Source organism: Micromonospora coriariae, assembly GCF_900091455.1.
GTDB classification, from domain to species: domain Bacteria; phylum Actinomycetota; class Actinomycetes; order Mycobacteriales; family Micromonosporaceae; genus Micromonospora; species Micromonospora coriariae.
In genome coordinates this window covers 493,181-515,975 of record NZ_LT607412.1, presented here as the reverse complement: position 1 = coordinate 515,975, position 22,795 = coordinate 493,181, and the positions used below count along the sequence as shown (strand labels likewise).

Below are 22,795 nucleotides of genomic sequence, written 5' to 3'. Positions count from 1 at the left end.
AGTGGGTGGACCGATAGCATCGGCAGGAGCCGAGGATCGGCATCCGTCTCGTACCGCATGAAGGAGTCACCGTGTCCGCACCCCGTACCCCCGCCGTGGCCGACCCTGTCGTCGTCGCCGCCGGGACCACGGCGGCCGACGCGGTGGCCGCGGCCGGACTGCCCGCGAACGGCCCCAAGGCGATCGTCGTGGTCCGCGACCCGCAGGGCCAGCTGCGCGACCTGGACTGGTCGCCGGCCGAGGAGACCGTCGTCGAGCCGGTCAGTCTGGACTCGCCCGACGGCCTCAACGTGCTGCGCCACTCCACCGCGCACGTCCTGGCCCAGGCCGTGCAGGACATCTTCCCCGAGGCCAAGCTGGGCATCGGGCCGCCGATCGAGAACGGCTTCTACTACGACTTCGACGTCGACAAGCCGTTCCAGCCCGACGACCTCAGCAGGGTCGAGAAGCGGATGCAGGAGATCATCAAGTCGGGGCAGCGGTTCCGGCGCCGCCGCTTCGGCAGCCTGGACGAGGCCCGCGCCGAGCTGGCCGACGAGCCGTTCAAGCTGGAGTTGATCGACCTCAAGGGTGACGGGCTGGACTCCTCGCAGGTGATGGAGGTGGGCGGCGGCGAGCTGACCATCTACGACAACCTCGATGCCAAGGAGGACAAGGTCTGCTGGTCGGACCTGTGCCGGGGCCCGCACCTGCCGACCACCCGGCTGATCGGCGCGTTCAAGCTGATGCGCTCGGCCGCCGCGTACTGGCGCGGGTCGGAGAAGAACCCGCAGTTGCAGCGGGTGTACGGCACCGCGTGGCCGACCCGCGACGAGCTGAAGGCGTACCTGAAGCTGCTGGAGGAAGCTGCCCGGCGCGACCACCGCAAGCTCGGCGCGGACCTGGACCTGTTCAGCTTCCCCGACGAGATCGGCTCCGGCCTGGCGGTCTTCCACCCCAAGGGCGGCATCATCCGCCGGGAGATGGAGCACTACTCACGGCGCCGGCACGAGGAGGCGGGGTACGAGTTCGTCAACACCCCGCACATCACCAAGGCGCAGCTGTTCCAGACCTCCGGGCACCTGCCGTACTACGCGGACACCATGTTCCCGCCCATGCAGCTGGAGGGCGCGGACTACTACCTCAAGGCGATGAACTGCCCGATGCACAACCTGATCTTCAGGGCGCGCGGGCGGTCGTACCGGGAGCTGCCGCTGCGGCTGTTCGAGTTCGGCACGGTCTACCGGTACGAGAAGTCCGGCGTGGTGCACGGCCTGACCCGGGTACGCGGCCTGACCCAGGACGACTCGCACATCTACTGCACCCGTGAGCAGATGGCCGGCGAGCTGTCCACGCTGCTCAGCTTCGTGCTGGACCTGCTGCGCGACTACGGCCTGGACGACTTCTACCTGGAGCTGTCCACCCGGGACGACTCGCCCAAGTTCATCGGTGACGACGAGGACTGGGCGGAGGCGACCGAGGCGCTGCGGACCGCCGCGGCGACCTCCGGGCTGGACCTCGTCCCCGACCCGGGCGGCGCGGCGTTCTACGGGCCGAAGATCTCGGTGCAGGCCCGGGACGCGATCGGCCGGACGTGGCAGATGTCCACCATCCAGGTCGACTTCAACCAGCCGGAGCGGTTCGGGCTGGAGTACCAGGCGGCCGACGGCAGCCGGCAGCGGCCGGTGATGATCCACCGGGCGCTGTTCGGCTCGATCGAGCGGTTCTTCGGGGTGCTCACCGAGCACTACGCGGGGGCGTTCCCGGCCTGGCTGGCCCCGGTCCAGGTGGTCGGCATCCCGATCCGTGAGGACCACACCGACTACCTGCACGGGTTCGTCGCGGCGCTGCGCGCCGAGGGGATCCGGGCGCAGGTGGACGCGGGCGACGACCGGATGCAGAAGAAGATCCGCACCGCCCAGCAGCAGAAGATCCCGTTCATGGTGATCGCCGGGGACGACGACGTGGCTGCCGGCACGGTCTCCTTCCGCTACCGGGACGGCTCGCAGCGCAACGGTGTGCCGATCGCCGAGGCGGTGACCCACATCCTCGACGTGGTCAGCTCGCGGACCAACATCGGCCCGTCCGCCGCCGCCGAGTAGCGGCTCGGCGCGATCGCCCCACGGTCTGGGGCGATCGCGCCCAGGCGTCAGATCCCGCAGTTCGGCGCCGACCAGCCGCCGACCGCCGCCACGTGGGTGTGGTCGTTGTGGTCCGGGTAGCCGGGGCCGAGGATCTGCGCGAAGCCGTGGTAGCGGGCCTGCTGGGCCAGCCGGCAGAACGACGGGGAACCGACCAGGTCCACCGCGTCGCCGTACAGGTGCCGGCTGTTCGACGCCCCGCCGACCGCGCTGTTGCAGGCGTAGCTGCGGAAGCTGCTGCTGATCGCGATGGGCACGTCCCCGAGGGCGTGCCGCAGGGCCTGGAGTTTCCACATCGAGACCAGCGCGTTGGAACGGGCGGTGCTCGCCGCGACCGCGCCGCCGGCCCAGGTGCTGTTGCAGTTGTTCAACTCGGCGTAGCTGAAGTTGACCGGGGTGCAGTCGTCGTCCTGCAGGGCGTAGATCCGGTTGAAGGTCTGCGGGCCGGCGATGCCGTCCGCGGACAGTCCGTACGCCTGCTGGAAGCGGATCACCGCCGATCGGGTGGCCGGGCCGTACGCGCCGTCGAGGGTGAGCACGGCGCCGTAGCCGGGGTAGCCGGCGACCCGGATCTGGAGTTGCCGGACGTCCTCGCCGGACATCCCCTGGGACAGCGTGCGACCCCAGGTGTAGCAGCCGTCGGCGTGTGCCGCGCTGGCGGTGACGGTGATGCCGGCCACCGTGGTGGCGGCGGCGAGCGCGAGCGCCGCGACGATCCTGCCGAGCCGTCGGATCATGGAACCCTCCATCGTCATATGGAAGTATCTGGATGCATGAAATCTTCATGTCCGGGCTCCTGTCCGTCAACAACTTCCAGCAATCGAGTTTCCCAACGGTGGGTGTCGCGACCCGCCCGGCCGGCTCCGTAGGATCGGCTCGTGACAGGGGCGGAACGGCACACGGACAGCGGCGGGATGGCCGACGGCCTTGAGCGGCTCTGGACGCCGCACCGGATGACGTACATCTCCGGGGAGGACCGCCCGGCCGAGGGCTACGAGAAGCCGACCGGTTGCCCGTTCTGCCGGGCCCCCAAGCTGCCACCCGAGGAGAGCCTGGTCGTGGCCCGCGGCGAGCACGTCTTCGTGGTGCTCAACCTCTACCCGTACAACCCGGGCCACCTGCTGGTGTGTCCATACCGGCACGTCGCCGACTACACCGACCTGGACGGGCCGGAGACCAGCGAGCTGGCGTCATTCACGCAGGCCGCGATGCGGGTGATCCGCAAGGTCAGCAACGCCCACGGCTTCAACCTGGGGATGAACCAGGGCGGGGTCGCCGGCGCCGGCATCGCCGCGCACCTGCACCAGCACGTGGTGCCGCGCTGGGGCGGCGACGCGAACTTCATGCCGGTGATCGGCCGCACCAAGGTCCTGCCGCAGCTGCTCGGCGACACCCGCGACCTTCTCGCCCGCGCCTGGCCCTCCTGACCCGTCGTGCCGGCGCGCGGCGTGCGCGCCGGTCCGGTCAACCGGCGCGCAGCAGGCCGGCCAGCTCCGGCCAGCTCTCCACCCGGTGTACGCGGGGCAGCAGCCCCGCGTGTGCGGCGACCTCCGCCGGGCGGGGGCGGAACAGGTAGCGGTGCGGCACCGAGTCGAGGTAGCCGAGCACCTCCAGCTTGTCGTCCACGAAATGGGTCAGCCCGAGCCGCCGGGCGATCGGCGCCTTGTCCGGCCGGGTCCGGCAGAAATGCAGCCGCTCGACCGGGATGCCGGTGCGGGCCGGAAAGTCGTGGTGGGCGAGCCACTCCCGGGTCCGCCGCTCGGTGGCCTCGCCGCACTTGGAGACCAGGTGCACCTCGTCGAACTCCGGGCCGAGCGCCGCGAGCGCGTCGAACGCCCCGTCGACGGCGGGCGTACGCAGGTAGTACGCGCCGAAGAACGACGTGTCGGCGTCCTCGTCAGCCGGCTCGATGAGCACGCCGCCGATGTCCACGCCCAGCCGTCGCATGGGGCGATCATGCCGTACGACACAAGCGTTCGCGCCCCGACGTCCCCGGCCCGGGAACCGCTACGTCCGGACCCCGTGGAGGTGGCACGATCGTTCGATGGCAGTCACGACACGGACGTTGGGGCGCAGCGGCATCGAGGTCAGCGCCCTCGGCATGGGGTGCTGGGCGATCGGTGGCCCCTGGGCGGAGGGAACCCAGCCGCTGGGCTGGGGCGCGGTCGACGACGACGAGTCCGTGCGGGCGGTGCGCCGCGCGCTCGATTTGGGCGTCACCCTGTTCGACACCGCCGACACCTACGGCGCCGGACACGGCGAGCGGGTGCTCGGGCGTGCGCTCGCCGGCCGCCGGGACGAGGCCGTGATCGCCACCAAGTGGGGCTACACCTTCGACGAGGCGAGCCGGCAGGCGACCGGGGAGGACGCGTCGCCGGCCTACCTGCGGCGGGCGGTCAGCGACTCGCTGCGCCGGCTCGACACCGACCGGATCGACCTGTACCAGCTGCACCTGGCCGACCTGCCGGTGCCTCGGGCCGAGGCGCTGATCGGCGCCTGCGAGGACCTGGTCACGGACGGCCTGATCCGGGCGTACGGGTGGAGCACCGACCGCCCGGACCGGGCGACCGCGTTCGGGCACGCGGCCGCCGGTGCCACAGCCGTGCAGCACACCCTGTCGGTGCTGCACGACGCCCCCGAGCTGCTCGCCATCTGCGACAAGTACGACCTGGCCAGCGTCAACCGCGGGCCGCTGGGGATGGGTCTGCTCACCGGCAAGTACTCGGCCGCTTCGACGCTGCCCCGGGACGACGTGCGTGGGCTGACCCCGGGCTGGCTGGAGTGGTTCCGTGGCGGCCGGCCGGCACCGGAGTGGCTGCGCCGGGTGGGCGCGGTCCGTGCCGCGCTCACCGCCGACGGGCGCACCCTCGCGCAGGGCGCGCTGGGATGGATCTGGGCCCGCAGCGGGCGCACCGTCCCGATCCCGGGCTGCCGTACGGTCGATCAGGTCGAGGAGAACGCCGCCGCGCTGCACCGGGGCCCGCTGCCACCGGACCAGTTCGCCCAGGTGGAGCGCCAACTGGCCGCCCTGCGCACCGCCGCACTACGCGACGCCGACCGCCCCCACTGGCCCCGCCCCACCCACCCGGTAACCCACCCCTAACCCCACCCCACCCACCCGCCCCCCACCCGCCCCACCCCACCCTGCCCGCCCCGCCCGCCCGCCCCGCCCCCCGCCTCGTCGATCTAGGGCGAATCGTTGCCCGAGGAGATCAACTCGCGGTGATCTCCCCTAGATCGACGGGGCTGGGGGCGGGGCGGGCGGGGCGGGGGCGGGGGCGGGGGGTTAGGGGGTTTGTTCTTTGCGGGTCTGGTCGGCTAGGTGGGTGGGCATGGGGTCGTGGCGGACGAAGTGGCGGCGGAACGTGCCGGTGCCGGCGGTCATCGAGCGCAGCTCGACGGCGTAGCGGAGCAGCTCGGTGGCCGGCACCTCGGCCCGGACCAGGGTGCGGCCCTCGGCGTCCGGGTCCGGCTCGGTGCCGAGCACCCGACCGCGCCGGCCGGACAGGTCGCCCATCACCGCGCCCACCGAACCGTCCGGCACCCGGATTGTCACCTCGTCGATCGGCTCCAGCAGCGCCGGCTGGCCCCGTTCGGCGGCGTCGCGCAGCGCCAGCGCGCCGGCGGTCTGGAAGGCCGCGTCGGAGGAGTCGACGCTGTGCGCCTTCCCGTCGACCAGGGTCACCCGCAGGTCCACCACCGGGTGGCCGGCGACCAGGCCGCGCTCCAGCTGGGCGCGGACGCCCTTCTCCACCGACGGGATGTAGTTGTGCGGCACCGCGCCGCCGACCACCCGGTCGACGAACTCGAAGCCGCTGCCCCGGGGCAGCGGCTCCACCTCGATGTCGCAGACCGCGTACTGGCCGTGGCCGCCGGACTGCTTGACGTGCCGGCCGTGCCCCTTCGCGGGCACCGTCAGCGTCTCGCGCAGCGACACCCGGACCGGCTCGGTGTCCAGCTCCACGCCCCCGGCGCGCAGCCGGTCCAGCACCACGTCCGCGTGCGCCTCGCCCATGCACCAGAGCACCAGCTGGTGGGTCTCCGGGTTGCGCTCCAGCCGCAGCGTGGGGTCGCCGGCCACCAGCCGGGCCAGGTTGCGGGCCAGGGCGTCCTCGTCGGCCCGGCTCCGCGCGACGATCGCCACCGGCAGCAGCGGCTCGGGCATCTCCCACGGCGCGATCAGCAGCGGGTCGTCCTTGGCCGAGATGGTGTCGCCGGTCTCCGCGCTGCCCGACTTGGTGATCGCGCAGATGTCGCCGGCCACGCAGAGCGGCACCTCGCGCAGGGTGGCGCCCAGGGGGGTGTAGATGTGCCCGACCCGCTCGTCGGCGTCGTGGTCGGGGTGGCCGCGCTCGGCCAGACCGTGCCCGGAGACGTGCACGGTCTGGTCGGGGTGCAGCGTGCCGGAGAAGACCCGGACCAGCGAGACCCGCCCGACGTGCCGGTCGACGGTGGTCTTGACCACCTCGGCGACCAGCGGCCCGGCCGGGTCGCAGGTCAGCGGAGGGCGGGGCGAGCCGTCCACGCCGGCCACCGGCGGCACCTCGTGCTCCAGCGGCGAGGGGAACGCGGCGGTCAGCACCTCCAGCAGCGCGTCCAGCCCGACCCCGGTCTCCGCGCAGACCGGCACGACCGGGTAGAAGTGGCCGCGGGCGACCGCCTTCTCCAGGTCCTCGATGAGCACCTCGGTGCCGATCTCCTCGCCCTCGAGGTAGCGGTCCATCAGGGTCTCGTCCTCGCTCTCGGCGATGACCCCCTCGATCAGCTCGTTGCGGGACTCGGCGATGGCCGGCAGGTGCTCCGGGTCCGGCTCGCGTACGTCGGCGGGGTGCCCGGCGGTGTAGTCGAAGACCCGGCGGGTGATCAGGCCGAGCAGGCCGACGGTGGAGACCCCGTCGTCACCGAGCATAGGCAGGTACAGCGGCATCACGTTGTCGCCGAAGACCCGCTGGCAGAGCGCCACCGCCTCGTCGAAGTCGGCGCGCGGCTGGTCCAGCCGGGCCACCGCGACCGCACGCGGCATGTCGACGGCCGCGCACTCCTCCCACAGCGCCACGGTCGCCGCGTCCATCCCGCCGGCCGCGGACACGACGAAGAGCGCGGCGTCGGCGGCCCGCAGCCCGGCGCGCAGCTCGCCGACGAAGTCCGCGTACCCGGGGGTGTCCAGGAGGTTGACCTTGATGCCGTTGTGCAGCAGGGGCGCGCAGGACAGGCTCACCGAGCGCTGCTGGCGCACGGCCGCCGGGTCGTGGTCGCTGACCGTGGTGCCGTCGACCACGTTGCCGGCCCGGCCGATCGCGCCGGTGGCCGCGAGCAACGCCTCGACCAGGGTCGTCTTGCCCGCTCCGGAGTGCCCGACGAGCACCACGTTGCGAACCCTGTCGGGTTCGGTCACCGCCGGCGTGCCGCCGGCGGGACCCTTCTCCTGACTCTTCTGCGCCATGGGGCGCACCTCCCTCAGCCGGTGGTTGGTGGCGACCGCCGCGCGACGGGAAGCGGCCCGGGGCGAGTGCGCGGCGATATCCTCCGGTGGTCTGCTGCACAGCGGGAACGGGACGGGCGGACGGGTGAGCTGGCTCACCTCCTGGCTCGATCTCACACCCGTTGCCGGGTAGGCACAAGCCTGCCCCGGGCGGGTCGAAGGGACCGGCCGTATCGCCGGAGCTGGGCGGACCGTTATCGTGGGGACCGCCATGGCGAAGATCTTCCAAGTGTCGGCCCGCGCGGGGATGACCCGCGTCGTCGAGCCGATCGCACGCGCCCTGCTCCGTGCGGGCGTCACCCCCAATGCCGTCACCGTTGCGGGCACCGTCGGTGTGCTCATCGGTGCCCTCGGCTTCGGTGCCCGCGGCCATCTGGTCGCGGGCGCGTTGATCGTGACCGTGTTCGCGCTCACGGACCTGCTCGACGGGACGATGGCCCGGATGAGCGGCGGCTCCACCCGGTTCGGCGCGTTCCTCGACTCAAGCATGGACCGGGTCGCGGACAGCGCCGTCTTCGGCGCGGTCGCGTACTGGTTGGCCACCCAGAACAACCACTCCGGGGTGGCCGCCGCGCTGCTCTGCCTGGCCGCTGGCGCGTTGGTCTCGTATGTCAAGGCCCGCGCCGAGGGGCTGGGCATGACCTGCAACGTGGGCATCGCCGAGCGGACCGAGCGGCTGCTGATCGTCGGGGTCGGCGGGATACTCACCGGCGTCGGCGTCGACCCGGCGCTGGAGATCGCGCTCTGGCTGCTCGCCGCAGTGTCGATCTTCACGGTGGGGCAGCGGATGGCGCACGTCTACCGCCAGGCCCAGCAGCTCCAGCCGGACGGCCAGGCGTGAACAGCGCGCCGGTGGCCCGGCACGGGACGACCGGCGGCCGGGTCGCGTGAACCTCACCGAGCTGGGCTACGTCGCCGGCTGGCGGGTGCTGCGCGCACTGCCCCGGCCGCTGGTGGCTGCGGCGTTCCAGGCGGGTGCGGACCGCGCCCACCGCGCCGGCGGCGGGGGTACGGAACGACTGCGCGCGAACCTGCGCCGGGTGGTCGGCCCCGACCTGCCCGAGGCCGAGCTGGACGAGCTGGTGAAACGTGGACTGCGCTCGTACGCCCGGTACTGGATGGAGGCGTTCCGGCTGCCCGCCCTGAGCCGGTCGCAGATCCTGTCCAGTTTCCGGCTCGACGGCGCCGAGCTGCTCGCCGCCGATGTCGCCGCCGGACGTGGCGCGGTGGTGGCCCTGCCGCACGCCGGTAACTGGGATGCCGCGGGCGCCTGGGTGGCGGCCACCGGTTGGCCGATCACCACGGTCATGGAGCGGCTCAAGCCGGAGGGCGTGTACGAGCGTTTCATGGCCTTCCGGGCGAGCCTGGGAATGGAGATCCTGCCGACCCACGGTGGCCCGCGTCCGGCGTTCGACGTGTTGCTGGACCGGGTACGCGCCGGCGCGGTGGTGCCGCTGCTGGCCGACCGGGATCTGTCCGCCCGTGGGGTGGAGGTGGACTTCTTCGGCGGCAGGACCCGGATGCCGGCCGGGCCGGCGCTGCTGGCGTTGCACACCGGCGCGCCGCTCTACGTGGCCTCGATGTGGTACGAACCGGACGCGGCGTGCGCCTCGCTCGCCGGCCCGCTGCCGGTGCCCGCGCCCGAGACGGGGCCTCTGGACCAGCGGGTCCGGTCGCTGACCCAGCTGATCGCCGACCGTCTGGCGGCGGGTATCGCCCGGCATCCGGAAGACTGGCACATGTTGCAGCGGATGTGGCTGGACCAGCGGGGGACGGGGGCCGGCACGGCGCTGCCCTCGCCGGCCAGCGGTCAGGCCTGAGGGGGTGGGTGCACGGTGAGGCGGAGCCCCACAGTCTCGGACGAGGGGCGCTGACGCATGCGGATCGGCATCGTGTGCCCGTACTCCTTCGACGTCCCGGGCGGCGTGCAGAACCACGTGATGGACCTCGCCGAGGCGTTGATCGCGCTCGGTCACCAGGTCAGCGTGCTCGCGCCGGCTGACGAGGACTCTCCGCTGCCGGAGTACGTGGTCTCCGCCGGCCGGGCCGTGCCGCTGCCGTACAACGGCTCGGTGGCCCGGATCGCGTTCGGCCCGGTCTCCACCGCCCGGGTCCGGCGGTGGATCACCAATGGCGACTTCGACGTGCTGCACGTGCACGAGCCGCTCACGCTGAGCCTGTCGTTGCTGGCCGTGCTCTCGGCGCGCGGGCCGGTGGTGGCCACCTTCCACACCGCGATGACCCGCTCGCGGGTGCTGGCCGCCGCGCAGGGTGTGCTCCAGATCGTGCTGGAGCGGATCACCGCCCGGATCGCGGTCAGTGCCCTGGCCCGCAAGGTGCAGGTCGAGCACATGGACGGCGGCGCCGTGGAGATTCCCAACGGGGTGGCGGTGGCCAAGTTCGCGGACGCCGAGCCGTTGCCCGGCTGGCCGGGGGAGTGCACTCCGGGTACGGGCGGCACGCTGGGTTTCCTGGGCCGGTTCACCGAGGCGCGCAAGGGCTTCCCGGTGCTGCGGGACGCCTTCGTCGAGCTGGCCGCCACCCGCCCCGAGCTGCGGCTGCTGGTCGCCGGCCCGGGTGACGCCGACGACCTGTACGACCGGTTCCCGGCCGCGCTGCGCGAGCGGGTGACCTTCCTCGGGCTGGTCTCCGAGGCGGACAAGGCACGGATGCTGCGCAGTGTGCACCTCTACGTGGCGCCGAACACCGGCGGCGAGTCGTTCGGCATGATCCTCACCGAGGCGCTGGCCGCCGGCACCACCGTCGTGGCGAGCGACCTGGACGCGTTCCGGCGGGTGCTCGACGGCGGGCGGGCCGGGCGGCTCTTTCCCACGGGTGACCCGGCGGGGCTGCGCGACGCGTTGGCCGATCTGTTGGACGACCCGGCCGGTCGGGCCGAGCTGAGCGCCTGCGGCGATCAGGTGGTGGCGAATTTCGACTGGCCGGTGGTTGCTCGCCGTGTTCTGGAGGTATACGCAGCGGCGATCGAGGCAACCGACGGGCGGGTCATCGACCAGGAATGGGTGGGGTTGGGCTGAGCCGGTGTGACGGATGGTGCGGCTGTTGACGGGATGACCGGCGTGGCCGTGCCCGGACGGACGGAAACGGAGCAGCACTACGATGCCGCACATGTGGTGGGTGGTGGCCCTGAGCCTGGTGGTGGGGCTCGTCGCGGCGTACCTCATCTGGACCGCCGGCCGGGTCGAGCGGTTGCAGGGCCGCGCGGAGCTGGCGGCGCGGGCCCTCGACGCCCACCTGCTGCGCCGCGCGGCGGCCGCCGCCGTGCTGGCTGAGCGGCGCTTCGGCGTCGAGCTGTACGCGGCGGCCCGGATCGCCCTGGACGCCCCTCCGGACGAGCGGGAGGCGGCGGAGAACGACCTGACCCGGCAGCTGCGCACGGTGCAGCTGGACGCGGCGGATCCGGACTGCGGGGCGGTCATCGCCGCCAGTCGCCGGCTCGCGCTGTCCCGGCAGGTGCACACCGACCTGGTCCGTGACGCCCGGTCGGCGCGCAGCCGTCCGCTGGTGCGGTTGTTGCGGATGGGGCGGGGCCGCGAGTGGCCTCGGTACTTCGACATCGACGACCCGACCCTGACGGTGCCCGCGGACGTGCCCGCGAACTGACCGGACGGCGGAGGCCCGGCCGCTGCGCCCGGCTGGTGACGAGGGCCACAGTGCAGGCCACCGGGGGTCTGATTGGCTGTCGGTGCGGCGTTGGCCCGGGCGTAGCATTTTCGCTGCCACCCCCAGATGTACGTCCAAGGAGCGATGACCCGTGCCCGAAACCACCGCCCCGAACGCCGGTACCACCCCCGTCGTCGGCACCGCCCGCGTCAAGCGTGGCATGGCCGAGATGCTCAAGGGTGGCGTGATCATGGATGTGGTCAACGCGGAGCAGGCCAAGATCGCCGAGGACGCCGGTGCTGTCGCGGTGATGGCGCTGGAGCGGGTGCCCGCCGACATCCGCGCGCAGGGCGGGGTGTCCCGGATGAGCGACCCCGACATGATCGACGGGATCATCGAGGCCGTCTCCATCCCGGTGATGGCCAAGGCCCGCATCGGCCACTTCGTGGAGGCGCAGATCCTCCAGTCGCTGGGCGTGGACTACGTCGACGAGTCCGAGGTGCTGACCCCGGCCGACTACGCCAACCACATCGACAAGTGGGCCTTCACTGTGCCCTTCGTCTGCGGTGCTACCAACCTCGGCGAGGCGCTGCGCCGGATCACCGAGGGCGCGGCCATGATCCGCTCCAAGGGCGAGGCCGGCACCGGTGACGTCTCCAACGCCACCACCCACATGCGCAAGATCCGCCAGGAGATCCGTCGGCTCTCCTCGCTGCCGGCCGACGAGCTGTACGTCGCGGCCAAGGAGCTCCAGGCCCCGTACGAGCTGGTCAAGGAGGTCGCCGAGAGCGGCAAGCTGCCGGTGGTGCTGTTCACCGCCGGTGGCATCGCCACCCCGGCCGACGCCGCGATGATGATGCAGCTCGGCGCGGAGGGCGTCTTCGTCGGCTCCGGCATCTTCAAGGCCGGCAACCCGGCTCAGCGGGCCGCCGCGATCGTCAAGGCCACCACCTTCCACGACGACCCGGACGTGCTGGCCAAGGTGTCCCGCGGCCTGGGCGAGGCGATGGTCGGCATCAACGTCGACGAGATCCCGCAGCCGCACCGCCTGGCCGAGCGCGGCTGGTGACGAAGGAAGGGCACCTTCTTAACGCCTGCGGTATAGGAAGGGTCCCTTCCTGACAACGAGAGGAACTGGGTGAGGGCATGGCACCGGTGATCGGTGTGCTCGCGCTCCAGGGGGACGTCCGCGAGCACGTCACGGCCCTGGCCGCGGCGGGCGCGGACGCCCGCCCGGTGCGCCGCCCGGCGGAGCTGGACGCGGTCGACGGGCTGGTCATTCCCGGGGGCGAGTCCACCACGATCAGCAAGCTCGCCGACATCTTCGAGATGCGTGAGCCGATCGACAAGCGCATCGCGGACGGCATGCCGGTCTACGGGTCCTGCGCCGGCATGATCATGCTGGCCACCGAGGTGCTGGACGGCCGCCCCGACCAGCGTGGCTTCGCCGGTATCGAGATGACGGTCCGACGCAACGCGTTCGGCCGGCAGGTCGACTCGTTCGAGGCGCCGGTGGAGATCAGCGGGGTGCCGGGGGAGCCGTTCCACGCGGTGTTCATCCGCGCTCCGTGGGTCGAGCGGGTCGGTGATGGCGTCGAGGTGATCGGGAAGGTGACCGGTGGTCCGGCCGCCGACCGGATCGTGGCGGTCCGGCAGGGAAACCTGCTGGCCACGTCGTTCCACCCCGAGTTGACCGGTGACCTGCGCGTGCACGCGTACTTCGTGGACCTGGTGCGGGCCGCCTGAGGCCTTCGGTCCGGCCGCGGGGCATGTTCCGCGGCCCCCGGTCGTTGTCTTCTGGGTGGCCCGGGTGCCCCGGCGGCGCCCCGAGCGGGTGCCGGGTGTGACATGCCCGGGTGTGACCTCGGTAAGATTGCCGCGGTTCGGCAGGGCCGTCGCCCGGCGCGGCATCTCCCGCGGAGCCGACCGGCCGCCGGATCGCCGGATGCGGCGCGGAATCGGTGCGGCAGTCGACGCAGGCGTGGAATGACAGACGGAGGTAGGAGATGTCCGGCCACTCAAAGTGGGCGACGACCAAGCACAAGAAGGCCGTCATCGACGCCAAGCGCGGCAAGATGTTCGCCAAGCTGATCAAGAACGTCGAGGTGGCCGCGCGGACCGGTGGCGGCGACCCCTCCGGTAACCCGACGCTCTACGACGCCATTCAAAAGGCCAAGAAGAGCTCGGTGCCGAACGACAACATCGACCGCGCGGTCAAGCGCGGCTCCGGCCTGGAGGCCGGCGGCGCCGACTGGCAGACGATCATGTACGAGGGGTACGGCCCGAACGGCGTGGCGATGCTGATCGAGTGCCTCACCGACAACCGCAACCGGGCGGCGACCGAGGTGCGCACCGCGCTGACCCGTAACGGCGGCTCGCTTGCCGACGCCGGCTCGGTGTCGTACATGTTCTCCCGCAAGGGCGTGGTGATCGTCCCCAAGGAGGGCACCAGCGAGGACGACGTGATGATGGCCGTCCTGGACGCCGGCGCCGAAGAGGTCAACGACCTCGGCGAGGCGTACGAGGTGGTCTCCGAGCCGACCGACCTGATCGCGGTCCGCACCGCGTTGCAGGACGCCGGCATCGAGTACGAGTCGGCCGAGTCGTCCCTCATCCCCAGCATGAACATCCCGCTGGACGAGGAGGGCGCGCGCAAGATCTTCAAGCTGATCGACGTCCTGGAGGACTGCGACGACGTGCAGAACGTCTACGCGAACTTCGACGTCAGCGACGACGTGATGGCCGCGGTGGACGCCTGACGCGGTGACACTGGCGCTGATTCCCGCCGGACCGTTTGATCGTCCGGCGGGAATCGACCTTCTCGGTCAGGCCGCCGGGCCGACCAGGCTCGGGAACGGGAAGTCCAGGTCGAACCGCTCGTTGGTACGCGAGTCGCGGTAGACCCACTGGCGCGGCCCCACCTGCTCGGCCGTCGATCCGCGGGTGAAGCCGCGGAGTTGGCCGTAGACGACCGCCACGCCGCCGAAGTTGTCGCCGAACCACAGCTCCAACCGGTGCCGGTCCGGCCCGATGTCCCGCTGCTGGACGTCCTGCACCACCATGCCGCCCGGGCCGACACCGCTGTACGCCTCTCCGAATCGCTGGTAGGGCGCAAGGTCGCCGGCCAGGCGCTCGAAGTCGACGTCCGTGAAGACGAACGCGGCGAACTCGCGGATGCTGCCCGGGGACTTCAGCGGAAACTCGGTGACGAGGACGAACGTCCGCTCGTCCGGGTCGTAGCGGTAGCTGAAGACGAGCGCCTCCATGATGTGGTTGAGCGCCGCCCGAGGGTCGCGCATCGGCTCCACCGGGTCTCCTTCATGGATCATGGATACGGGCCTTCGTACACGATGTGGGTCTTCTCGGCGAACAGCGGATCGCTCTTGTCGACCAGGTTGCCGTCCTGGTCGAGGAAGAGGTTATCCGTCGGGCTGTCGCCGGACTGGGAGGACTGCCAGCGAAGGTAGCCGTTGGCCTGTCGGCTCCACTGGCTGGCGCTCGGATTGTCGCCGGTGGGTCGCATGAACCTGAGCCGCTCGACGCCGTTCTCGTCCTTCCAGATGAAGCCCTCGTTGTTGCGGGTCGGGGTCTCGGTCCAGTTGCGAGGCCGCTGTTTGCGCAGTGACCCGATGGAGACGCCGCGCAGCGACCGGACCGGGAAGGGCGTGGCGCCGGGATAGCGCAGCTTGTTGCGCGGCAGGTCGAGGTTGGTCAGGTCCTGGCCGGGGCGCAGCAGGTCCCCGAGTGGGCCGAACATGCCCCGGGCGAAGCCGCCCCGCCCCTGCCGTCGCATCCGGCGTAGCTTGCCCTTACCCATTGAGCAGCGCCCCGACGGCGAGGCCGAGCAGCTGGTCGATGATCAGGGAGGTGATCATCTTGAAGATCGGGATCTCGAGGAGCGAGGCGCCGAACGTGGCCACCGCGGTGGCGATCGCCTGCGCGATCTGCACCGCCAGGATCACCAGCTGCACGATGACGCTGATCTTCAGGGTGAGAATCACCCCGGCCGCTACGAAGAGCCCGATGGCCACTCCCTGGGCCGCGGTCACGCCGTCGGCCAGGTTGGTCACCGGCGCCTCCGCGCCGCTCCACCTGGCCTGGAACGCACTCACGGCCTGGCCGCTGTTGGCCGTCCACACCGCCTCGCCGGTGCGCTGCGCGTCGTCGCCGACCGCCTGAACGGTCGCCGCCAGCCCCAGCCAGTGCTGGCCGAGCTCGAACAGCTTCTCCTCGTCGGCCTCCGGCCAGCTGTAGCCGAGCATGCCGAGCAGGGAGACCAGCTCTCCGGGCAGTTGCAGCCCCATCGGTCAGCCCTCACCCAGCAGCTGGCCGATCCGGCGCAGGCCGGCGTCGATCTCCTGTTCGACCTCGTCGAAGGTGTCGGCCATGGTGTGCAGGCCTTCGGCGAACTGCCCGAGGACCTCGCCGTTGCCCTCGAAGCAGCTCATCGCCAGGTCGTGGATGCCGTGGTACAACTCGCCGATCAGGGTGCCGATGTCGTCGGCGCCCCACGGCTCGCCGAGCGCCTGGACGGTGCCCTCGAACTCGGTGAGGGCGTCCGCCAGCCGGTCCACCACCTGGTCGAGCGAGCCGGCGCTGCCGCGCAGCGACCCGGGATCGACCTCGAAGCCGGCCATCGCCCTACCCCCGTTCCCGCATCCGGCCGAGCGTCTCCTCGATGGACCGGGTGTACCGGGCCATCTGCTGCGCGCTCTGCTCCTGCAGGCGTTCCAGTTGCTCGGACAGGGCGGCCGGGTCGGTGATCGGTGGCGACTCCGGGGCGGACTTCGCCTCCATGTCGGCCAGTGCCGCGTTGACCGCCTCGCGGAAGCCCTCGGCGAGATCCTCGGCGGGCAGCCGCAGCGCACGAGGATTGACGGTCACGTCGGTCAGTCGCCCGCCCTGGGCGGTGATCTGGACCAGCCCGTCGCACGCGGTGCCGGTGCCCTCGGCGGCTGGCTCGTCTCCGGCGCTCGCACCGGAGCGCACCGCCTGCAATGCCTGACGAGCCTGCGCCAGGACGGCCTCGAACCCCTCCGTCATCCGACCACCCTTCGACCGGTTTCCATGGATCCTAGGGCAGGCGGTCACGACCGGTGGTCCCGTCGAATCGTTCTGTCCGACCTCCGACTCGCACTGCCGCCCGGCCGACGGAGCGTCCACGAGACGTACCGCCGGTGAGCCTCTACGCTTCCCGGCGGATAGTCGGTCGAGCGAGGGGAACTGGTCCGTGGGGGTGACGGCGTTCGCGCCGGGCGACACGGTTGTCCGGCGCGAGATCCTGCTCGGCGAGGTCTGGTTCGGCTGCCCGACGATCTGCGTCGAGGACTCGCCTGACCTGCTCGCCCTCTACCTGCCGCCGGGGGCCGATTTCGGCTTCCCAGGGGCAGGCGACTTCCCGTGTGGGCGGCACCCGTGGGAGGTCGCCGGGCACCGCGCCTGGCAGGGGCACGGCAAGCTGATGCTGCACCGCCCCGGCGAGGCGCACTCGGTCGACGTGTTCTGGACCGGGCCGGAGCGCGACTTCGCCGGCTGGTACTTCAACCTCCAGGACCCGTTGCGGCGTACCCCGATCGGGGTGGACACCCTGGACCACGAGCTGGACCTGTGGTGGGGCGCGGGCGCCGACCGGTACGTCTGGAAGGACGTGGAGATGTTCGCGCAGCGCCTCGTCGAGGGGCGCTACCCGGGCATGGCGGACGCCATCCGGGGCGAGGGCGACCGGATCGCCGCGCTGCTCGACGCGGGGCAGCGCTGGTGGGATCCGGCGTGGGCGGCGTGGCGGCCGGCCCCTGCCTGGTCGGCGCCCCGGTTGCCCGTCGGCTGGGACGAGGTGCCGCCCGCCCGGTGAGCGCGAACGGGCGCCGACGTCCGATCAGGACGTCGGCGCCCCGGATGGGCGAACCCGGGCTCAGCCGATGGTTTCCCGCTCCCGCCAGGCGGCGCGCAACGAGGTGCGCCCGTTGGTCCGCAGCAGCGACCCCTCATAGATCCGCGCCCCGGCGACCACGAACGCCCCGGCGGTGGCCAGCAGGATGGCCAGCGAGACGAACGGCTCCCAGACGGCGGCGTCTCCGGTGAACAGCCGCAGGGGCATCGCCGTGGGCGACGAGAACGGCAGGTAGGACAGCAGCCGCATGGCCGCGGCGTTGTCGTTGAGGAAGATCACCGCGAAGAACGGCAGCATGACGGCGAGCTGCACCGGCGTGGACGCACCGGCGATGTCCTCCTGCCGGTTGACCAGCGCGCCGGCCGCCGCCCACATCGCGGCCAGCAGCACGAAGCCGAGCAGGAAGAACGGCACGAACCAGCCGATCGCCGGGGCGAGCAGGGTGAGCAGTTCGCCGCTGTCGCCTATCTGCATACCGGCGACGGCCACGATGGCGATCAACGCGATCTGCCCGAGCGCCAGGATGCCGCCGGCGATCACCTTGCCGGCCAGCAGCGCCCGTACCGGTACGGCCGCGACCAGGATCTCCACGATCCGGGTCTGCTTCTCTTCGGTGACGCTCTGCGCGATCTGCAGGCCGAACGTCTGCGAGGTGAGGAAGAAGACGAACGCGAAGACGAACGGCACCAGGAACGCCACCACCGGGTCGACCGCGTCCGGATCCAGCAGTCGCACCGGCGGGGCGGTGCTCAGTGCCCGGACCACCTCGTCGGGGGCCTCGTCCATGGCGAGCACCGCCGGGCCGGAAACCACAGCGGCGTCCACGTCGCCGTCACGGACGGCCTGTTCGGCGGCGGGGTCGTCGGGCACCACGCGGACCTCGAGACCGGCGGCCCGCAGCGGGCCAGCGGCCTCCTGGGTGACCGCGACGCTCTGCGGCCCGCCGGAGAGCAACGGCGGCAGGATGGTGCCCGCCGCGGCGATCAGCAGGAAGAACAGCGTGCCGAACAGGAAGGTACGGTCGCGGAGCTTGACCCGGATCTCGCGGGCGGCGACCAGCCGGGTGGCCTGGATGACGTTCACTGGGTGACCTCTCGGAAGATCTCGGTGAGCGAGGGGCTGACCGGGCGGAAGGCCCGGACCGGGCCCCGGGCGAGGGCCGCGCGCAGCACCGGCTGTTCGTCGGCGCCGGCCGGCAGGTCGAACACCGCTCGCGCGCCGTCCAGCTCGACCAGGGTCACGCCGGGCTCGTCGCGCACCCAGCCGGCGTCGGTGGCCACCACCAGCTCGAAGCGGGGCACGGTGTACGAGTCGCGCAGCTGCTGCCGGCTACCGGCGGCGCGGATCACCCCGTCGCCGATGATCACCAGGTCGTCGCAGAGCCGCTCCACCACGTCCAGTTGGTGGCTGGAGAAGAGCACCGGCACCCCGGCGGCGGCGCGTTCGCGCAGCACGGCGACGACGGTGTCCACGGCGAGGGGGTCGAGGCCGGAGAACGGCTCGTCGAGCACCAGCACCTCCGGGTCGTGCACCAGCGCGGCCGCGATCTGGGCGCGCTGCTGGTTGCCCAGCGACAGCGTCTCCAGCAGGTCGTCGCCGCGCTCGCCCAGCCCGACCCGCTCCAGCAGGGTGTCGGTGGAGCGCCGGGCGGCGGTGGCGTCGAGGCCGTGCAACCGGCCCAGGTAGGTCACCTGCTCCCGTACGGTCATCTTGGGGTAGAGGCCGCGTTCCTCGGGCATGTAGCCGAACCGCTGCCGGTCCTCCCGGGTCAGCGGCACGTCACCCCAACTCACCTCGCCGGCGTCCGGGGCGAGCACGCCCAGGATGATCCGCATTGTGGTGGTCTTGCCGGCGCCGTTGGCGCCGACGAAGCCGGTCATCCGGCCGGCGGCCACCTCGAAGGACACGCTCTTGAGCACCTGCCGATCGCCGAAGCTGCGGTCGACGCCGTTCAGGCGGAGTGTTCTGGTCACGCACCCACGCTAGATCGAATACGTCGGTCCGCCGTCCGCCCGGGGGCTGAACTGGCGGGTCCGCCGTGCGGCGGATGCCGGTCAGCCGCCGGGGCGGACCACCCCGTTCTCGTACGCGAAGACGACCGCTTGCACCCGGTCGCGCAGGCCGAGCTTGGCCAACACCCGGCTCACGTGGGTCTTCACCGTCGCCTCGCCCAGGTGCATCGCCGCCGCGATCTCCGCGTTGCTCGCCCCGGCGGCGAGCAGCACCAGCGCCTCCCGTTCGCGCGGGGTCAGCTCGGCCAGGGCGGCCTCGGCGTCCGGCCCGTTGCGGGCGGCGCCGGTCGGATCGCCGGGACGGGCGAAGGTGGAGATCACCCGGCGGGTGATCTCCGGGGCGAGCAGGCCGTCGCCGCGGGCCAGCACCCGGATCGCCTCGACCAGCTCCTCCGGGGTGCCGTTCTTGAGCAGGAAGCCGCTGGCCCCGGCCCGCAGGGCGGCGAACAGGTAGTCGTCGCGGTCGAAGGTGGTGAGGATCAGCACCGCGGGCGCCCCGGGCCCCTCGCCGGTGATCAGGCGGGTGGCCTCCAGCCCGTCCATTCCGGGCATCTCCACGTCCATCAGCACGACATCGGGACCGGTGGCCCGGGCCATCGTGACGGCGCGTGCGCCGTCCGCGGCCTCGCCCACCACCTCGATGTCGTCCTCCACCTCGAGGATGACCCGGAAGCCGGTGCGGACGAGGTGCTGGTCGTCGGCGAGCAGGACCCGGACCGGCCGGCCGGCGTCTGGTGCGTCGTGGGTTGGTGCGGTGCTCATGCCGAACGCTCCGCGCTGGCTGCCAGCTGGTGCCCTTCGCTCGGCTCGCGCTGCGTGCCGACCGGTGGGTCCGCCGACGCCGCCAGCGGGAAGCGGGCGCGTACCCGCCAGCCACCGCCGGCTCGCGGCCCAGCCTCCAGGTCGCCGTCGTGCGCGGTGACCCGTTCGCGCATCCCGATCAGACCCAGCCCCAGGGCGTTGGCCGTGCCGCCCGCCCGTCCGTCGTCGGTCACGTCGACCTCCATCTCCCGGGCCAGGTACCGGACCCGCACGTCCAGCAGGTCCGCTCCGGCGTGCTTCAGCGTGTTCGTCACCGCTTCCTGCGTCACCCGGTAGGCCGCCTGGGAGACCGATTCGGGCAGCGCAACCGGGCTGCCGTACACCCCGAGGGTGGCCGTCAGTCCCGCGGCCCGGGCCCGCTCGACCAGCTCACCGATCCGTTCGACGCCGCCGGCCGCCGGCGGCTCGGCGTCGGCGCCGGCAGAGGTCCGCAGCACGCCGAGCATTCGGCGCAGCTCGTCCACGGCGGTGCGGGCGCTCTGCTCGATGGCGGCCAGCGCCGTGCGGGCCTTGCCCGGGTCGCGGTCGAACACCCGGCGGCAGGCGGACGCCTGTACCCCCATCACCGACACGTGGTGGGCGACCACGTCGTGTAGTTCCCGGGCGATCCGGACCCGTTCGCCGAGCACCGCCCGCTCCCGGGACTCGGCCTGCGACCGGCGCAGGTCCTCGGCCTGGGCGCGCAGCTCATGCTCGCGCCGCGCGGCCACCCAGGCGGTCTCGCCGAAGAAGTACGCGAATCCGAAGACCAGCACGTTGACCAGTGCGCCGGTGACCATCGCGGCGAGTACCGGTGGCACCGGACCGACCGCGTCGGCGAAGGCATCGGGCGGGATGTGGTCGATGGTCACCGCGTAGTAGATCCCCAGCCAGGCGAACATCGTGGCGATCACGCCGATCCGCAGCCGGCGGGCCAGTTGATGGTCCTGCCCCCAGGCGCCGAGGGTGTAGAGGGCGCAGAACAGTGCCCAGGAGGAGAACTGGGTCTCCGGGGCCGATCGTGCCTGCGCGGCGATGAACGCCACCGCGACGACCAGCAGAGTCGCGGCCGGCCTACGCCGTCGCCAGATCAGCGGCAGGGTCACCGCGACGGTCCAGAGCAGCTGCTCCGGCCAGGAGGGCGGCGGGCCCAGCAGGAACGCCCCGGCGCTGCGGGTCAGAGTGAGGCTGACCAGCGCCAGCAGGGTCACCGCCAGCCCGAGCCAGAGATCGATTCGGCGCTGCTCCGGTGTCGGGCCCGGGCGACGCCATTCGTCACGCTGTGCCACGGTCATCCCGGAACGATGCCACGCCGGCCAGGCCGGCCGCCACGGCCGCTCCCCGCGCCGTACCGCCGAGCCGTGGTACGGCGGACGGGCGGCGGCCCGGCGCGGGGTCCGCACCGGGCCGCCTGGTCGGCTGCTGCTCATGCCGTCTGACGGCGGGTCTTGATGGCGGTGTCGATGAGGTCCCAGATCAGGACCACGGCCACGCCCACGGCGATGAAAGCGCCCAGGGTGTTCCGGTTGTCCGTCTCCGCCAGCCAGCTCAGGCGCTCGGCCAGGGCCGGGTTGAGCAGCCGGTCGGAGAGCGCCAACCACAGCACCGGCACCGTGAACGCCAGGTTGAGCAGCGCCTTGGTGCCGAACAGGGCCCAGTTCCAGCGCCCGATCCGGTACTTGACGATCTCGAAGATCACGGTAGCGACCAGTACCACGATCAGCGCCGGCAGCCAGAACGACCACAGGGCCGGGTCGAGGATCGGAATGTTGTCGCCGTCGTTGCCGTGCACCCAGGACTGGTAGTGCTGGAACGGCAGGTAGCCGATGGTGAGCACCAGCATGGCCACCGACGCGATGGTGTCGACGAGGGAGACGTCCTTGTGCACGGGAACGTCGGGCAGCTGGTCGACGGTCCAGCCGGGCAGGTCCATGGTCGGCTGGGAGCGCTCGATGAGGGCGAAGGTCAGGGTGAGCCAGAAGGCGATATGAACGGTCACGTGGAGGGCGACGACGATGCCGGTGCCGATGGCCCCGAAGCCCTTGCCCTCCGCCACGTCGACGATGGCGACGATCGTGCCGACGAGCGCCGGGATGAAGCTGAGCAGCAGTTTCAGCAGCCGTAGCCAGACCAGGTAGTACGTCGGGCCGATGAGCTGCAACCGGCGGTCGGCGTACTGCGCGGCCAGGAGGTCGGGGTTGCCCAGCTCGGTGAGCACCTCCCGCTCGGCGGTGGTGGTGTCCTGGCCGCCGCCGGCCCGGTCCTCGATCATGTCCTCGATCGAGGCGCGCAGCTCGTTGGCGATCTCGTTGCGGCGCTGGGTGGGCACCGAGCGCAGGGTGGCGGCGAGGTAGCGGTCGGTCAGGGTGTTCATCGGTCCACTCCTTGGATCAGCCCGGTGATGGAGGTCTGCACGGCGGCGAGGTCGTCGAGGAGACGGTCCAGCATCGACTCGCCCTCGTCGCTGGTCCGGTAGAACTTGCGCGGCCGGCTCTCCTCGGTGTTCCACTCGCTGGTCAGCAGGCCCTGGTCCTCCAGCCGGCGCAGCAGCGGGTAGAGCGTGTTGGCGTCCACCGGGAAGCCGTGGTCGGTGAGCCGTTGCAGCAGTGCGTAGCCGTAGTCCGGTCGGCGCAGCGCGACCAGGCTGGCTACCACGACGGTGCCTCGACGCAGCTCCTGTAGGTGCGTCCGTAGAACGTCCTCGCTAACCATGTGTCACACCATACTGTGTGCCACACAGTGTTGTCTAGACCAATAACAATGCGCCAGCTTGGCGGCTTGCGGGGATCTCTCGGTCGGCTGGTCCAGTGGGCGCGCGACAGCCACCCGGCGCCGAACGGCGGTAGGAGCGGGTTGGTTGGGGCGG

General features: G+C 71.9%; 25 protein-coding genes. 11 read left to right on the top strand and 14 right to left on the bottom strand.

Annotation, left to right across the window (positions count from 1 at the left end):
• Positions 1-71 precede the first annotated feature (71 nt).
• The gene (thrS, locus tag GA0070607_RS02385; RefSeq protein ID WP_089016683.1) at positions 72-2,081 is read left to right on the top strand and encodes a threonine--tRNA ligase; all 2,010 of its coding nucleotides are present in this window, start codon (positions 72-74) and stop codon (positions 2,079-2,081) included.
• 47 nt (positions 2,082-2,128) lie between these two features.
• Here the strand turns inward: thrS and GA0070607_RS02380 are convergent, their stop codons facing one another.
• Positions 2,129-2,857: a D-Ala-D-Ala carboxypeptidase family metallohydrolase gene (locus GA0070607_RS02380; RefSeq protein ID WP_089021604.1), complete on the bottom strand. Its 729-nt coding sequence runs from the start codon at positions 2,855-2,857 to the stop codon at positions 2,129-2,131.
• A gap of 177 nt (positions 2,858-3,034) precedes the next feature.
• On the opposite strand from GA0070607_RS02380, the gene GA0070607_RS02375 reads away from it, so the two are divergent.
• A complete protein-coding gene (locus GA0070607_RS02375) occupies positions 3,035-3,547 on the top strand; it encodes an HIT family protein (protein WP_172899152.1) in 513 nt (170 codons plus the stop codon).
• A gap of 37 nt (positions 3,548-3,584) precedes the next feature.
• On the opposite strand, the gene GA0070607_RS02370 is transcribed toward GA0070607_RS02375, so the two are convergent.
• Complete coding sequence (locus GA0070607_RS02370; protein ID WP_089016681.1) at positions 3,585-4,067, bottom strand: hypothetical protein; 483 nt, start codon at positions 4,065-4,067, stop codon at positions 3,585-3,587.
• Positions 4,068-4,164: 97 nt separating this feature from the next.
• Here GA0070607_RS02370 and GA0070607_RS02365 point away from each other — a divergent pair, with 97 nt between their 5' ends.
• Entirely contained in the window at positions 4,165-5,223 is a 1,059-nt protein-coding gene (locus GA0070607_RS02365) for an aldo/keto reductase (protein WP_089016680.1), read from the top strand.
• A 183-nt stretch (positions 5,224-5,406) separates the two neighbouring features.
• Here the strand turns inward: GA0070607_RS02365 and GA0070607_RS02360 are convergent, their stop codons facing one another.
• Positions 5,407-7,563 carry an elongation factor G-like protein EF-G2 gene (locus tag GA0070607_RS02360; RefSeq protein WP_089016679.1) on the bottom strand — a complete coding sequence of 719 codons (2,157 nt, stop codon included), beginning with the start codon at positions 7,561-7,563 and terminating at the stop codon, positions 5,407-5,409.
• A 250-nt stretch (positions 7,564-7,813) separates the two neighbouring features.
• Here GA0070607_RS02360 and pgsA point away from each other — a divergent pair, with 250 nt between their 5' ends.
• The 7 genes from pgsA (at position 7,814) to GA0070607_RS02325 (ending at position 13,985) form a co-directional block, all read left to right on the top strand.
• Complete coding sequence (pgsA, locus tag GA0070607_RS02355; protein WP_089021603.1) at positions 7,814-8,443, top strand: phosphatidylinositol phosphate synthase; 630 nt, start codon at positions 7,814-7,816, stop codon at positions 8,441-8,443.
• 46 nt (positions 8,444-8,489) lie between these two features.
• Entirely contained in the window at positions 8,490-9,422 is a 933-nt protein-coding gene (locus tag GA0070607_RS02350) for a phosphatidylinositol mannoside acyltransferase (protein ID WP_089016678.1), read from the top strand.
• Positions 9,423-9,479: 57 nt separating this feature from the next.
• Complete coding sequence (locus GA0070607_RS02345; protein ID WP_089016677.1) at positions 9,480-10,640, top strand: glycosyltransferase family 4 protein; 1,161 nt, start codon at positions 9,480-9,482, stop codon at positions 10,638-10,640.
• Between the two features lie 82 nt (positions 10,641-10,722).
• Positions 10,723-11,226, top strand: coding sequence for a hypothetical protein (locus GA0070607_RS02340; protein ID WP_089016676.1), 504 nt, complete (start codon positions 10,723-10,725; stop codon positions 11,224-11,226).
• A gap of 151 nt (positions 11,227-11,377) precedes the next feature.
• A complete protein-coding gene (gene pdxS, locus GA0070607_RS02335) occupies positions 11,378-12,295 on the top strand; it encodes a pyridoxal 5'-phosphate synthase lyase subunit PdxS (protein WP_089016675.1) in 918 nt (305 codons plus the stop codon).
• A gap of 77 nt (positions 12,296-12,372) precedes the next feature.
• Positions 12,373-12,972, top strand: coding sequence for a pyridoxal 5'-phosphate synthase glutaminase subunit PdxT (gene pdxT, locus GA0070607_RS02330; RefSeq protein ID WP_089016674.1), 600 nt, complete (start codon positions 12,373-12,375; stop codon positions 12,970-12,972).
• A 260-nt stretch (positions 12,973-13,232) separates the two neighbouring features.
• Positions 13,233-13,985, top strand: a complete 753-nt coding sequence (locus tag GA0070607_RS02325) for a YebC/PmpR family DNA-binding transcriptional regulator (protein ID WP_089016673.1) — start codon at positions 13,233-13,235, stop codon at positions 13,983-13,985.
• A gap of 66 nt (positions 13,986-14,051) precedes the next feature.
• On the opposite strand, the gene GA0070607_RS02320 is transcribed toward GA0070607_RS02325, so the two are convergent.
• From GA0070607_RS02320 to GA0070607_RS02300, 5 genes are read right to left on the bottom strand one after another with little or no spacing between them, the layout of a single operon-like run.
• On the bottom strand, positions 14,052-14,555 hold the full coding sequence (locus GA0070607_RS02320) for a hypothetical protein (protein ID WP_157743064.1): 504 nt from the start codon (positions 14,553-14,555) through the stop codon (positions 14,052-14,054).
• Positions 14,552-15,019, bottom strand: coding sequence for a hypothetical protein (locus GA0070607_RS02315; RefSeq protein WP_157743063.1), 468 nt, complete (start codon positions 15,017-15,019; stop codon positions 14,552-14,554). The genes GA0070607_RS02320 and GA0070607_RS02315 overlap by 4 nt, the downstream gene beginning before the upstream one ends.
• A gap of 16 nt (positions 15,020-15,035) precedes the next feature.
• On the bottom strand, positions 15,036-15,530 hold the full coding sequence (locus tag GA0070607_RS02310; protein WP_089016670.1) for a WXG100-like domain-containing protein: 495 nt from the start codon (positions 15,528-15,530) through the stop codon (positions 15,036-15,038).
• 3 nt (positions 15,531-15,533) lie between these two features.
• Positions 15,534-15,863, bottom strand: a complete 330-nt coding sequence (locus GA0070607_RS02305) for a WXG100 family type VII secretion target (protein ID WP_089016669.1) — start codon at positions 15,861-15,863, stop codon at positions 15,534-15,536.
• 4 nt (positions 15,864-15,867) lie between these two features.
• A complete protein-coding gene (locus tag GA0070607_RS02300) occupies positions 15,868-16,269 on the bottom strand; it encodes a YbaB/EbfC family nucleoid-associated protein (RefSeq protein ID WP_089016668.1) in 402 nt (133 codons plus the stop codon).
• A gap of 187 nt (positions 16,270-16,456) precedes the next feature.
• Here GA0070607_RS02300 and GA0070607_RS02295 point away from each other — a divergent pair, with 187 nt between their 5' ends.
• Positions 16,457-17,077 carry a DUF402 domain-containing protein gene (locus GA0070607_RS02295; protein ID WP_231930764.1) on the top strand — a complete coding sequence of 207 codons (621 nt, stop codon included), beginning with the start codon at positions 16,457-16,459 and terminating at the stop codon, positions 17,075-17,077.
• Between the two features lie 60 nt (positions 17,078-17,137).
• Here GA0070607_RS02295 and GA0070607_RS02290 read toward each other — a convergent pair whose 3' ends face one another.
• From GA0070607_RS02290 to GA0070607_RS02265, 6 genes are all read right to left on the bottom strand, one after another.
• Entirely contained in the window at positions 17,138-18,199 is a 1,062-nt protein-coding gene (locus GA0070607_RS02290; protein WP_089016667.1) for an ABC transporter permease, read from the bottom strand.
• On the bottom strand, positions 18,196-19,089 hold the full coding sequence (locus GA0070607_RS02285) for an ABC transporter ATP-binding protein (RefSeq protein WP_089016666.1): 894 nt from the start codon (positions 19,087-19,089) through the stop codon (positions 18,196-18,198). Before GA0070607_RS02285 ends, GA0070607_RS02290 begins: the two co-directional genes overlap by 4 nt.
• A gap of 81 nt (positions 19,090-19,170) precedes the next feature.
• Positions 19,171-19,890, bottom strand: a complete 720-nt coding sequence (locus GA0070607_RS02280; protein WP_089016665.1) for a response regulator — start codon at positions 19,888-19,890, stop codon at positions 19,171-19,173.
• Entirely contained in the window at positions 19,887-21,224 is a 1,338-nt protein-coding gene (locus tag GA0070607_RS02275) for a sensor histidine kinase (protein WP_089021601.1), read from the bottom strand. The genes GA0070607_RS02280 and GA0070607_RS02275 overlap by 4 nt, the downstream gene beginning before the upstream one ends.
• A gap of 131 nt (positions 21,225-21,355) precedes the next feature.
• Positions 21,356-22,303, bottom strand: a complete 948-nt coding sequence (locus GA0070607_RS02270; protein WP_089016664.1) for a permease prefix domain 1-containing protein — start codon at positions 22,301-22,303, stop codon at positions 21,356-21,358.
• A complete protein-coding gene (locus tag GA0070607_RS02265; RefSeq protein WP_089016663.1) occupies positions 22,300-22,641 on the bottom strand; it encodes a PadR family transcriptional regulator in 342 nt (113 codons plus the stop codon). The genes GA0070607_RS02270 and GA0070607_RS02265 overlap by 4 nt, the downstream gene beginning before the upstream one ends.
• Positions 22,642-22,795: the final 154 nt, after the last annotated feature.